At 69.2% G+C, this 12,488-nt stretch carries 10 protein-coding genes; 5 read left to right on the top strand and 5 right to left on the bottom strand.

Translation table 11 applies throughout. The features are described 5' to 3' along the window. Positions 1–15 precede the first annotated feature (15 nt). The 3 genes from amt to H6726_22095 all read left to right on the top strand — a co-directional run bounded on the left by amt (position 16) and on the right by H6726_22095 (position 3,533). On the top strand, positions 16–1,305 hold the full coding sequence (gene amt / locus H6726_22105) for an ammonium transporter (protein MCB9660353.1): 1,290 nt from the start codon (positions 16–18) through the stop codon (positions 1,303–1,305). 66 nt (positions 1,306–1,371) lie between these two features. Beyond that, positions 1,372–2,604: an outer membrane beta-barrel protein gene (locus tag H6726_22100; protein MCB9660352.1), complete on the top strand. Its 1,233-nt coding sequence runs from the start codon at positions 1,372–1,374 to the stop codon at positions 2,602–2,604. A gap of 236 nt (positions 2,605–2,840) precedes the next feature. Further along, positions 2,841–3,533 (top strand): methyltransferase domain-containing protein, encoded by a 693-nt coding sequence (locus tag H6726_22095; GenBank protein ID MCB9660351.1) that lies wholly within the window; start codon positions 2,841–2,843, stop codon positions 3,531–3,533. A gap of 102 nt (positions 3,534–3,635) precedes the next feature. Here the strand turns inward: H6726_22095 and H6726_22090 are convergent, their stop codons facing one another. Continuing rightward, a complete protein-coding gene (locus tag H6726_22090) occupies positions 3,636–5,279 on the bottom strand; it encodes a family 1 glycosylhydrolase (protein ID MCB9660350.1) in 1,644 nt (547 codons plus the stop codon). Between the two features lie 71 nt (positions 5,280–5,350). Between H6726_22090 and H6726_22085 the strand changes: the two genes are divergently transcribed. Beyond that, positions 5,351–7,276, top strand: coding sequence for a hypothetical protein (locus tag H6726_22085; GenBank protein ID MCB9660349.1), 1,926 nt, complete (start codon positions 5,351–5,353; stop codon positions 7,274–7,276). A 54-nt stretch (positions 7,277–7,330) separates the two neighbouring features. Continuing rightward, positions 7,331–8,383: a ferredoxin--NADP reductase gene (locus H6726_22080; GenBank protein MCB9660348.1), complete on the top strand. Its 1,053-nt coding sequence runs from the start codon at positions 7,331–7,333 to the stop codon at positions 8,381–8,383. A gap of 99 nt (positions 8,384–8,482) precedes the next feature. Here H6726_22080 and H6726_22075 read toward each other — a convergent pair whose 3' ends face one another. From H6726_22075 to H6726_22060, 4 genes are all read right to left on the bottom strand, one after another. After that, positions 8,483–9,655 carry a CAP domain-containing protein gene (locus tag H6726_22075; GenBank protein MCB9660347.1) on the bottom strand — a complete coding sequence of 391 codons (1,173 nt, stop codon included), beginning with the start codon at positions 9,653–9,655 and terminating at the stop codon, positions 8,483–8,485. Between the two features lie 124 nt (positions 9,656–9,779). Then, on the bottom strand, positions 9,780–10,820 hold the full coding sequence (locus H6726_22070) for a hypothetical protein (GenBank protein MCB9660346.1): 1,041 nt from the start codon (positions 10,818–10,820) through the stop codon (positions 9,780–9,782). Positions 10,821–10,940: 120 nt separating this feature from the next. Then, positions 10,941–11,642: a hypothetical protein gene (locus H6726_22065; protein MCB9660345.1), complete on the bottom strand. Its 702-nt coding sequence runs from the start codon at positions 11,640–11,642 to the stop codon at positions 10,941–10,943. Next, entirely contained in the window at positions 11,639–12,484 is an 846-nt protein-coding gene (locus tag H6726_22060; protein ID MCB9660344.1) for a TIGR02147 family protein, read from the bottom strand. Before H6726_22060 ends, H6726_22065 begins: the two co-directional genes overlap by 4 nt. Between the last annotated feature and the right edge of the window lie 4 nt (positions 12,485–12,488).

The following is a 12,488-nucleotide window of genomic DNA, read 5'->3' as shown; positions in this document are numbered from 1 at the left end:
CGCGAAAAGGAAATCATGGATACGCAAATCATGCTCGACTCACTTTGGGTCATCGTCGCAGCGGCGCTGGTGTTCTTCATGCACGCTGGTTTTGCTCTCGTTGAGAGCGGCTTCGCCCGTCGCAAGAACGTCGTCATGGTGCTGATGAAGAACGTCGGCGTCGTGGCCATTGCATCAATTGTCTACTGGGCCGTCGGGTACGGCTTCATGTTTGGTGAGGGCAACCCCTTCATCGGCCTCTCGCTCTTCTTCCCGGACGGCGCGCCCGTGGGCGACGCCCCGGACATGGTCGGCACCTTGCCCCGCCTCGTCTTCGTCTTCTTCCAGCTGGTGTTCGCCGCCACGGCCTGCACCATCGTCTCCGGCGCCATCGCCGAGCGCGGCAAGCTGACCACGTTCTTCGTGTTCACGGTGCTGGCGACCGCCTTCGTGTACCCCGTCGTGGGTCACTGGGTGTGGGGCGGCGGCTGGCTCGCCGGCATGGGCTTCGCGGACTTCGCCGGTAGCACCGTCGTGCACGCGGTCGGCGCCGGCATGGCGCTCGCGGGCGCCATCGCCATCGGGCCCCGCCTCGGCAAGTACCAAGCGGACGGCAGCGTGAAGCCCATGCCCGCGCACAGCTTCCCCCTCGCGGCGCTCGGCGTCATCATCCTGTGGCTCGGCTGGTTCGGCTTCAACGGCGGCTCCACGGTCGCCATCTCCGACCCCGGCGCCGTCGCCAGCATCATCCTCGTCACCAACCTGGCGGCCTCGGCCGGCTTCATCGGCGCCCTCGTCTGGAACAAGTTCCGCACCGGCGGCCTGGACCTCTCCATGGCGCTGAACGGCGCGCTCGGTGGCCTCGTGGGCATCACGGCTGGTTGCGACTGCATCGCGCCGCACTGGGCTCTGGTGGTCGGCCTGCTCGGCGGCATGCTCTGCGTCGAGGGCGTCTTCTTCCTCGACAAGGTCAAGATCGACGACCCCGTCGGCGCGGTCGCCGTGCACGGCATCTGCGGCATCTACGGCACCCTCGCGGTGGGCATCTTCGGCACCGGCAAGGGCATCCTGGCGGGTGGCGAGATCGGTCAGCTGGGCGTGCAAGCGCTGGGCGCGCTGTCGGGCTTCGGCTTCGCCTTCGTGGTCGGCATGGTGTTCTGGAAGGCCCTCGGCGCCGTCATGGGTGTCCGCGTGTCGGCCGAGGACGAGCTCGAGGGCCTCGACCGCTCCGAGTGTGGTGTGGACGCCTACGGCGTCGAGCTGACGGGCGTCTCGACGGCGTCCGAGGCTCACAGCGGCGCGGCCCTCGCGGCCCAAGAGGCGTGAGCTCCCGCTCCGCCGAACACAGTGAACTCTCTCTGAACCTTTGTGTGTGTGAACTGGAGTAAAACCGTGAAGAAACTCTCAACGCGACTGAGCCTGATCATGATGGCGATGGCCCTGCCGAGCACCGGCTTCGCGCAGGACGGCTTCGAGGAGGGCGACGAGGAGGTCGCCGCCGAGCCCGCCCCCGAAGCCACCTCCTACGCGCCGCCGCCTCCCCCCGAGCCCGTGGCCGAAGAGGTGGCAGAGGAGGAGGAAGAAGAAGGGTCCATCATGGACAACGTCACGTGGCAGGCCTTCGCCACGGCGTACTACCAGTTCGACGTGGAGCGCGTGCCCAACGGTGGCGGTGAGCCCGCCCACCGCGGCTACGCCCGCAACCACGGCTTCGGCGTGCCCTTCGTGGGTGGTGACTTCGCCTACGCTGGCGAGCACGGCGGCGTGACCATCAACCTGCGCTTCGGTGAGGCCGCTCCGCTCCTCATCGCCGGCGCCCAGAACTACCCCCTCATCAGCAACGTGAAGCAGGCGTACGCGTCCTGGTTCGCCAGCGAGTCGCTCAGCGTGGACGTCGGCTTCTTCGACACCATCTACGGCGCCGAGGTGGCGGATGAGTGGGCCAACGTCAACTACAGCCGCGGCGCGCTGTACTTCCTGATGCAGCCGTTCAACCACACCGGTGTGCGCGTCAACTACGCGCTCAGCGACTCGGTCGGCCTCAAGTTCCTGGTGGTCAACGGCAACTTCGACTTCGCGGACATCATGGACGTGAACGAGGTGCCCGCCTTCGGTGCGCAGATCGCCCTGGCCCCCAGCGACAACGTCGGCCTGGCCATCGGCTACGCCACGCAGGCCGAAGGGCGCGACGCGGCCGACAACCCGACCAACAACGACTGGAGCCACTTCTTCGACGTGGTCGCCACCATCGGCCTGTCGGACAGCGTCAACCTCGTGCTCAACACCGACCTGCGCTTCAACCCGATGCTCGGCGGTGACATCAAGGACTCTCTGTACTTCGGCGCGAGCGCGGCCGTCGGGGTCGCCCTCTCCGACCAGCTCTCGCTCGGCGGTCGCGTGGAGTACCTCTACGGCGGCAGCGGCGACGGCGCGTACTCGGGCCTTGGCGCCGAGAGCCTCATCACGGTCACCCCGACCCTGCGCTACATGCCGGCCGACGGCATCATCATGACCTTGGAGCCGCGCCTCGAGTGGGCCAACGAGGAGATCTTCTTTACCCGCACCGGCAACAGCGCCCTGTCGGTCAACATCCTCGCCGGTCTGACGGCGCGCATCGGCAACTGAGCCCGCGCGTCGCGCGACGAACCCATCGAGACGGCCGCCCTTCGGGGTGGCCGTCTTCGTTTGGGGCAGGGGCCTCTCCCCGCGGGCTCGTCAACCTAGGCACGCTTGCTATGGTGCGCCCTCGAAGCAGCAGCCGCCCCATCCCGCGGTGGAGCGAAGAGGAGCGCCTTGTGAGCCGCAGCGAAGACACGGTGGATCAACGTCAGAATGAATCGTGGGGCCGCAAGGGAGCGGTGATGCGGTCCCTCGTCGCGATCCGCAACTGGAGATCACGCGCCCTCTTCGAACGGCTCGCGACCTACTGCGCGGGTGACGTGTGCGACGTCGGCGGTTGGGACTTCTACACCAGCGTCGACAAGCAGCGCGTGTCGTTCTCGTCGTGGACCACGGTCGAGCCGAACCACCCGATGGCCCCGCTCGACGACCGCCACCGCGTGGTGCAGGCGGATGGCTGCGCCCTGCCGTTCGACGCAAACACCTTCGACACCGTCACCAGCATCCAGGTGCTGGAGCACGTCTACGAACCGAACCTGATGTTCACGGAGCTCGTGCGGGTGCTGCGCCCGGGGGGACACCTGATCGTCCTGATCCCGCAGACCTCCATCCTGCACCACGCGCCGGACCACTTCTACAACTTCACCCGCTACTGGGCGCGGGAGTCCGCACGGCGGAGCGGCCTCGCCGTCGTGGAGGAGGTGTCGCTCGGCGGTCGCTGGTCGAGCACGGCCTCGCACCTGTTCCACTTCTTCCTGCAGTCCGCGCGCTTCAAGGGCATGTCGATGGAGGAGGACACACGCAACCTCGCGTTCTACGTCCTCTTTCCGCTCATGGCCCTCTACGCGCTGGCCAGCATCCCGCTGCTCATGCTGTTCTCGCTCGGGGACCTCCGGGAAGAGCCGAACAACCACCTCCTGGTGTTGCGCAAGTGACTACGTCCAGGCTGCAGAGGGCGGCCCGGAGGCGCGCCTGACGGCCCACGCGCACGGCCCGCGCGCCATGCGACGGTGGGCCCCCGTGGGGTGAGGCGTCGCTCAGTCGACGGGGCGGCACCCCACCTGGAGCTCACGCGGATCACCCTCCGACGTCATGGGCCCCGTGCCACCATACTCCGCGCGCTGGGCGGCGGTGATGCGCCGCGCGCCAGCGATCTCACCGAGCAGCACGGCACCCTCGGTCGCGGTGCGCGCGTAGGTCGCCACGTCCACGCGGTAGAGCCCGAACCTCGGCTCGTAGCCCTCCGCCCACTCGAAGTTGTCCATCAAGCTCCAGTGATAGTAGCCGCGCACGTCCACCCCCTCGCGGCGGGCGAGCTCGATCTGCTCGAGCGAGCGCACGATGTGCTCGGCGCGCCGCCGTCCGACGTTGGTCGCCAGCCCGCTCTCCGTGACCGTCAGCGGCAAGTCCGGGTACGTGCGCCCGTACTCGGTGAGGAGGTTGTAGATGCCCGGCTCGTAGTACTCGTAGCCCATCGCCGGTACGCAGTGCGTCTCGTCGAACACGGGGTCCACGCACGCGCCGAAGTCGAAGTCGCCGAAGCAGGGCGTCGCGTTGATCCGAGGGATGAGACCCGGGGAGCCGGTCACGCCTTGCCGCGAGTAATACTGCACGCCCATGAAGTCCAGCTTGCCGGCCCACTCGTCGTACGTCTCGTCCGGCGTTCCGTCGTAGTCGCTGTCGAACGTACCGTTCAGGATCGACTCGGGAAACAGGTGGTTGTAGACGTAGTGGACGCTGTCTCGCGCGCGCACCGCGCTCTCGAAGTCCGAAACCCGGTTGCGGACCGCGGGGGCCCACTCGATGACGTTGAGCGTGAAGCCGACGACCGCGGCTTGCCCATCGCCGTCCGCGTCGACGGTGTCCTGAGCATGCAGGGCGTCGTACGCGGCCACGTGCCCTGCCATGAAGTTGCGCACGACCTCGATGAACCCGTCGAAGCCGTTGAACAGCAGGTTTCGACCCGGCGGGAAGACATTCAGCATGTAGCTGGCGACCAAGTAGTTGACGGGCTCGTTGACGGTGACCCACTCATCCACCCTGTCCCCGTACCTCCGCGCGAGCTCGCCCGCGAACTCTGCCAATTCGGCGACGATCTGCGGCCCTCCCGTGGGATGTCCCCAGCCGCACAGGTTGCTGTCGCTCGGGCCCCCGGCCGGGCACTCGGCGACGCGCGGGTCGTCCACCCAGATGGGGTTCGAGAAGTGATGCACGGTGATCATGGGCTTGATCCCGCGCGCGACGAGCGCATCGATGACCGCGTCGTAGTGCGCGAAGGCGTCCTCGTCGTAGTTGTCCCGCGTGGGCTCCATGCGCGCCCAGTTGACGCTCAGCCGATACGCGTCGAGGTTCATCTCCTCCACCAGCGCCGCGTCGTCCAGGGCGCGGGCGTAGCCCTGGACCGCGTCACCCACGAACTGGCCGACGCCGAGACCGCCTTCGTCCACCGGCTGCGTGTACACCCACCAATCCGAGGTGCTGTTGCCCTCCTCGATCTGCGCCGCCGCCGTCGCGACCCCGAGCGTGAAGGACCCGCGGCCCACCTGCCCACCCGCGGCGCCTGGGCGCGCAAAGCGGATGTCCAACGAATCGCCGCCACCACAGGACACCGCCGCGGCCACACCGCCCAGGAGCCCGCCACACATCACCACCGTTCGACCCACACGCATCAGCTTCGTCATGGGGCCTTTCTTGCCAGAGAGCGCGCGCGTGTGAAACCCCCACGGAGCGAGAAGCTGGTAGATTGCCGCGCATGGATGCCTTCCTCCAGACGCCGCGGGCGCGCGCGACGGCCCTCGCCTGCTCCCTCTCTGCTGCCATGACCCTCGCGGGTTGCGGCTCCGACGCCCGACCCATTCCGGAAGGCTGCAACGTGTACGGCTGGACACCCGACGTCGGGGACATGAGCTCGTTCCCCACGTCCGACTTCCTGGTGGAGGACGAGTCCACGGCCACCGGCTTCCAGGCGCAGTTCCCGGAGGAGGCCGACCTCACCCCCTACGGTCCGCTGGGCCCTCTCTTTCGTGAACAGGTCATCGATCTGGACGGCGTCGGTGTCCAGGGGGAGATGTGGCTGGGCTTCACCGGGACCTTCGACCCGACGCTGCTGCCCGTGGCCGATGGCCAGGTCCACGCGACCGACGGCATCGGGATCTTGGTGCTCCCCGAGGAAGGCGCCGCCTACCTGGTGCCCACCGTCACGCGCACCAGCACGAACTACCTCTATGTGCGGCCGCTGACGCCGCTGCCCGAGTCGACCCGCGTCGCATACTTCGCTACCCGCAACCTGAGCGCCGCGGCCGGGGGCTGCCTCGAGCCGGGAGAGGCCATGCGCCAGCTGGTGCGTCGCCCCACGCCCGACCGGCGCGACGCGATCGAAGCGCTGACGGATCTCGGCGCCGTCACGAACCGCGACGACCTGATCGCGCTGCACGTGGTCACGACCCAGAGCATCACGCGCGAGTCGATCGCCATCGCGGCGCACATCGAGACCCTCGCCCCCACGCTCACCGAGGTGAGCTGCACCGATCAAGGTACCCACCGTCGCTGCAACGCGATGCTGACCGTCGAGGACTACCGCGACCAGGACGGCGCCGTGAACATCGACGTCGACGACGTGGTCCCGGACAAGACATGGGCGCTCCCAGTGGCCATCTGGCTCCCCCCCGCGAACGTCGCGGGCCCGTACCCCACCGTGGTGTACGGACACGGCCTGACCGGGTCGCGGACGCAGGCCGGCGCCTACGCTCCGGGCTTCGCCGAGCAGGGCTGGGCCACCGTCGCGATCGACGCGCTGGTGCACGGAGACCACCCCAGCACGGGCGGCGTCATGCTGACGGACATCGACGCCACCTTCCGCTTCTTCGCGCTCGAGCTGGGCAATCCACCGACGCTCGAGGCGCGACGCCTACGTGACCACTGGAGGCAGTCGACCTACGACAAGCTGCAGCTCACCCGGGCGCTCACGACCGCCGGGGACCTGGACGGCGATGGTACGAACGACGTGGACACCAGCCGGCTGGGCTACTTCGGCGTCTCGCTGGGGGGCATCATGTCCACCGAGCTCGTGGCCATGACCGACGCGTTCAGCGTGGTGGTCAACATGGAGGGGGGCGGGGCGCTCTCGCGCATCGTCTACGACCAAGACTCGTCGTTCACGCCGCTCGTGAACCTGGTGCTGCGCCGACAGTCCCTCGACTCCATCGCGCAGGCGTTCTCGGCGCTGCAGATGGTGCTGGATCGAGGCGACGGTGCCGCGTACGCGCGCCACGTGCTGCGCGCGAGGCTCGACGCGAACTCGGTGGTGCCCGACTACGTCTTCGGCGTGACCCTCGACGACTCGACGGTGACCAACGCCTCGAACTACGCCCTGGCACGCGCGCTGGACATCCCACACGTCGCGGACGAGGTGCGCCCGGTGCTCGGGCTGACACGCGCGACGGAGGTGCCCCCGCTGACCGGCAACGGACCGGGCGGCGCGACGGTCGGGCTGCTCCAGTTCGACGTCATCGACAACGACGACCCTGCGACGGAGGCGACGCACGACAACATGCCGACGAGCGACGTGGGGCGTGAGCTGATCGAGTCGTTCCTCGCGTCGCACTTCGAGGACGGCGCGGCTACCCTCTCGGACCCATACGTGCAATTGGGGCTGTCTCACGCGCCCCCGACGCCCTGATGGACGCTCCCCGGGCGGGTTGACGAAACTGAAACACGTTCTACTTTTGAGACCATGGCCGCCGACTTCCAAGAGCTCCTCGTGTCCGGCATCGTGCAAGAGACACACGACACCCGCTCCTTCGTGTTCGAGATCCCCGCGTCCCTGCGCGAGCTGTTCCGGTACAAGGCGGGCCAATTCCTCACGTTCGAGGTGCCGTTCGAGGGCATGCAGCTGCGGCGCTGCTACTCGCTCGCCAGCTCCCCCGACGCCGACGCATGGCACAAGGTCACCGTCAAGCGCGTGGACGACGGGCGCATCTCCAACTGGTTCAACGACCAGCTGGTGGTCGGCAGCAAGATCAAGGTGCAGCCCCCGGAGGGGCGCTTCGTGCTCAAGCCCGAAGGCGATGGCCGCCCGCTCACGCTCTTCGGCGGTGGCAGCGGCATCACGCCCGTCATCTCGCTGATGAAGTCGGCGCTGCTCACCACGTCACGCAACGTGCTCTTGGTGTACGCCAACCGCGACGCCCGCTCGGTCATCTTCAAGGAGGAGCTGGACCTGCTCGAGCGCCGCTTCCCCGGGCGCGCCAAGGTAGTGCACCACCTCGACTCGGACGGCGGCTTCATGACGGCGCAGAAGGTCAGTGGCCTGATCGCCGAGCGCAAGAGCTCCGACTTCTACGTGTGCGGCCCTGGTCCGTTCATGGACACCGTGGAGGCCGGCTTCGAGGCCTCCGGCATCGCGCGCGACCAGACGCACTTCGAGCGCTTCGTGTCGCCTACCGATCCCGACCGGCGCGCCCCCAGCGAAGAGCCCGCTCCCGTCGCGGCGTCGGACGTGCCGGCCACGTTCAGCATGAAGCTCGACGGGGCGCGCGTGGATGTGCCCTACGTCCCCGGGCTGACCCTGCTCAAGTCCGCCGAAGCCGCAGGGCATCGCCCGCCGTCGTCGTGCGAGGACGGCTACTGTGGGTGCTGCATGGCGCGCCTGGTCAGCGGCAAGGTCAGCATGAAGAGCCGCGAGGCCCTCACCGACGACGACCTCTCACGCGGCTGGGTGCTGGCGTGTCAGGCCGTCCCGTCCAGCAACGAGCCGCTCGAAGTCGACTTCGACGCGCAGTATTGACCTGGGCACCGCCGAGAGCCCAGCGTCTGCGCGGCCTGGGAGGTCCTGTACGCCGACCGCTGGGCCGGAGCACGGATCTGGGTCGCGCCGACGCCCGCGTCAGTCGTCGGGGCAGCCCCACCCGTTCAGCGTGTCGGCGCTGGGCACCAGACAGAAGTTCCAGTTGATGAGCATCTGGGGGCAGGTGGCCGTGGTCGGCGGGTTCGGGGGGATCTCGCAGCTGGTCGCGGCCGCCTGGCAGTAGGCCGAGTTGGGTGTGTTGTTGCGCCGGAAGTCCGCCGTGATGTGGTGGTGCTGCCGCCACTGGTAGTTGCTCTCCGGGGGCCGATCGCAGATGTGATAGCCCACCGCCGCCTCGAACGCCTTGGGGCTGAGGTTGTTGCCGCGGTGGCCCGAGCACGTGGGCTCCTCCATCCAGCCGTACTCCGCCGCGCCAGGGTCGAGGTTCGCCGAGATGTTCTCCGCCAGGCTGAAGCCGAGGTTCGCGTCGGCGGCGCGCTCGCTGGGCCCCTTCATGTCGATGACGTGCGCGAAGATCCCGCGGTTGCACATGTTGATGCTGTGCGCGACGGCCACCTCCCAGATGTCCTCGTTCCACGCGAGCGGGCCTGCCCCACCTGCCTCGGCCGAGAAGTGCGCGCGGTCGTTGTTGATGTGGGCGAACACTACGCAGGCCTCGGTCCGATAGGGGTCGCTCGCGGCGTTCGCACCGTTCATGCACGCATAGTCGAGCGCCAACTCGCACTGGCCGTCGCCGTTCGGGTCGTAGCCGTCGTCGGCCGGGCGGCTCCGCTCGCGCAGCGAGCAGTCGTCGCACCCGTCCGAGTCGGAGTCGCCGCACACGCGCGGATCGTTGGGAGCGGGGTCCAGGTCGTCCACGACGTCGTCCGCGTCCATGTCCGTTGCGGTGGGGGCCCGACAATCGGTGGTGTCTAGCGCGCAGGCTGTACACGTGAGCTGTCCGACGGGCGTTCCCGTCGTGACGTTCGCGCACGACGCGCCGGCCAAGTCGGCGCCGTCGCACGCTTCGGTCCCCTCGCGCACACCGTTGCCGCACTGCGGCCCACCCTGATCATCCGCCGCGCCGAGGTCCCTGGGGACGGCCGCGTCCGAACCAGGACCCGCGCCGTCGCTGGTGCTCTGATCGCGCGGTGCGCCGTCACCGCTTCCGTCGCCGCAAGCGACACACACCGCCCCAGCCCCGCTGACGGTCAGCCACAACGAGAGACGCGCGAGGGACACAGACCGATAGCGAGAGCGGTGAGTGGACATGACGTGCAGCATGCCGGCTCTCGCGCCGCGCCCACAAGCGCGCACCGCTCGTTTGCCCCTGTTTTTGTGGGGGCGGAAAGAAGCACTACGCCGCAGACCGCCAGCGCGAGGGAGGGCGACGCTGCTAGCCTCCGTACTCCTCGAGGCAGGCGTCGGGACCGCCCAGGACGCGCATGTGCCGCATGACCGACGCCGCGTCCACCAGCTGCCCCGCCACCGCGATGCCCGTAGGGAGCCGACGTTGGAGCAGCTCGCGCACGAACGCGGCGAGAGCGAGGGCGGTTCCGCCAGTTCCATCCGGCACGCGCACCATGTGCGTGCGGCGACCGCTCGGCCCGTCGACCAGGACGCTCAGGTCAACCCGCGAGCGGACGCGGCGGAGCGCGAAGCCGCGCACGCCGAGCAGCATCACGTAGGAGACCGCCAGCAGCCCGCCGCGCAGAGTACCCAAGCGGTCGGCGAGCCAGGCAAGCGCGCGGAAGCTGTGCAAGAGCGCGCCGGGTTGCAGCGCGAAGCGAGTTCGCACGTGGGGAGCGCGCGTGGCACGCGCGATCAAGTCGACGTCCGGGAGCGCCATCTCCGCCGCCATCTGGCGCTCGCCGCCGAAGAACAGGGTGTCGACGCGCTCACCCACCGTGCGCCCACGCGTCCGCAGCCCGCCCTCGTAGCGCACCGAGGGCAGCGCCAGCGTGTGGGTCATGAGCGCGCAGTTGCCCCGACCCGCCCCCGACAGCGGCGAGATGCGGATCCCCAGCTCGACGCGCTCGGCGTCGTTGCCGGCGAGCGCCACGGCCATGGCCGTACTGAGACCCGGAAAGATGCCCGCCCCCAATACGACGGTGCCTCGCGCCGGCGCCACGTCCAGCGTGAGGGCCCGCTGGGCGAGCTCTGGATCCGCGCCCATCTCGATCCACAGCAGACCCTCCGCCAGGGCGTAGCGTAGGGCGGCGTCGGGCTTGGCGCGCACGCTGTCGGACGCGTTGACCACGGCCGTGTAGTCGCGCAGCGCACCAAAGGTGGCAGGGTCGCCGAGGTCGACGCGCACGTCGGCCCCGCTGCGCGCGGCGCTCACGACCTCACCCACGTCGGCCTGCCGCAGCGCGGTCACCACCTGCTGTCCGTAGAACCCGGTGCCTCCGAGGACGAGGACGCGCGCGGCTGCCATGCGCACGGGCCTAGGGGCAGGGCGCGTGCGCGCCAACCCTCGTCGGCACGACACGGCGCGGCGACGCGGGGCCCTCCGCACGTCGTGGCGCTCGAGGACGGGGTGCGAATCCAGTCGCTGTCAGAACGTGATCGTCACGGCGCGGCGTTCGCCGCCCGCCTCGAAGAGCAGCACGACGTCCTCTTGACCGTCCGCGAGGGCGCCCACACCGACCGTCAAGCTCACCCGCCGCCCCGGCAGGAGCTCGAAGGGTTCGGCCGGCGTGACGTCCACCAAGCCGAGTCGCGTGGTGGGCGCTTCGAACGACAGGGTCTCGGGGCAGTCGCTCTGGAGGCGCACGATGGCCTCACTCGCGCCCTCGAGCGCGAGGTCGGCCACGACCGAGAGGCAGTCTCGGAGGGGGCTCGGCAGCGGCTCTACGGCACCCAACGCGATGTCGCTCGGCAACACGTCGAGGGGGCCCAGGCGCTCGCCATCGGCGCGGATCACCTGCAAGCGCAGCCACCCCTCGAACCCAGCGGGAAGCGCGATCGAGAAGGTCGCGGGCGACGTGCCGATCGGCGTCACCGCGGCGGGCAGGTCGGTCTCCACGGCGGTCACCCGCAGCGTCCCCCCGGCCGCCAACGCCTCGTCCGCCATCCCGCTCAGCAAGAACGGGTCACCCATGTTCGGGATGGTGAAGAGCGTGATGCGCCCCGCGTCGAGGCCCGTCTCGGGCTGGGCCGGAGGGTTGCCTGTCTCCGTGCTGGTGCAGCCGGTGGACGCAACCGTGAGCGCGGCGGACAGGAAGAGGGCGCGCACGACGCGCGGCGTCGGGGTCACTCGGTCGCTCCTTCGGCGGTCTCGCTGAGCGGGAAGAGCTGGATGTTGAGCTGCACCACGCGGGCGGGTCGGCGCGACTGCTCGGCCACCGCCACGCACTGTCTTCGAAAGTCGGCGATCATCGCGCGTAGCACCGGCAGCGTGGCTTCGTCGACGCAGCACGTCAGCGCGGAGAGATCGCGTTCGCTCGCCGGGAACTCGTCGATGGCTTGCGAGGCGCACTCCAGCATGACGCGATGGTAGCGCGTGATGTGTGCGCCGCGCGTCTGCGCGCCAGTCGTGAGCACGGCGTCCACCTTGGTGAGCGCTCCGTCGACGCGCTGCAGCAACCCCAGCTCCTCGAGGGTCACGAGGGCGTCGCGAGCCTCCTTCACGCGGATCCGTGGACGTAGCTGCCGCGCCACCCAGCGGGGGTCGTCGCGGAAGTCGTGGCGCCCGGCCAGCTCGCGGATCGCGGGGATGTACCAGGACTCGTGGTACGCGGCGTGTCGTTCGTCCAGCTGGTGCGCCTCTTGGTACTGCCGGAACGAGCGCAGCACGCGATAGGCCTCCTCACGCTGCCGGCTGTCCGCTGCGTCCGTGAAGGACACGAGCGCCTCGAAGTAGCGGCGCTCGCTCGGTCCCAGCCCCAGCACCTTGGCGTAGCGCTCGACGAGCTCGCCCTTGAGGCTGCGCTCGCCGTCCATGATGCGCTTCAAATGGTTGGGCGACGCGACCCCGGCGCGCATGGAGAACGCCCGAAACGAGAACGTCGGCGCGGCGGCCTTCTCCGCGTCGTAGAAGGCGCGGAGGTAGGTGCGGTAGTCGAGGAACTGGAAGATGTCGACGTTGGAGCGGGGCACGGTG

The sequence above is a fragment of the Sandaracinaceae bacterium genome (assembly GCA_020633055.1).
Taxonomy (GTDB): Bacteria; Myxococcota_A; Polyangia; order Polyangiales; family Houyiibacteriaceae; genus JADJJE01.
The sequence above is the reverse complement of the archived record's forward strand: the minus strand, read 5'-3'. Positions and strand labels throughout refer to the sequence as shown.

Coding starts and splice junctions, on each gene's coding strand:
- amt (MCB9660353.1), top strand. CDS start 16: ATGGATACGCAAATCATGCTCGACTCACTTTGGGTCATCGTCGCAGCG.
- H6726_22095 (MCB9660351.1), top strand. CDS start 2,841: ATGCGGTCCCTCGTCGCGATCCGCAACTGGAGATCACGCGCCCTCTTC.
- H6726_22090 (MCB9660350.1), bottom strand. CDS start 5,279: ATGACGAAGCTGATGCGTGTGGGTCGAACGGTGGTGATGTGTGGCGGG.
- H6726_22085 (MCB9660349.1), top strand. CDS start 5,351: ATGGATGCCTTCCTCCAGACGCCGCGGGCGCGCGCGACGGCCCTCGCC.
- H6726_22080 (MCB9660348.1), top strand. CDS start 7,331: ATGGCCGCCGACTTCCAAGAGCTCCTCGTGTCCGGCATCGTGCAAGAG.
- H6726_22075 (MCB9660347.1), bottom strand. CDS start 9,655: ATGTCCACTCACCGCTCTCGCTATCGGTCTGTGTCCCTCGCGCGTCTC.
- H6726_22070 (MCB9660346.1), bottom strand. CDS start 10,820: ATGGCAGCCGCGCGCGTCCTCGTCCTCGGAGGCACCGGGTTCTACGGA.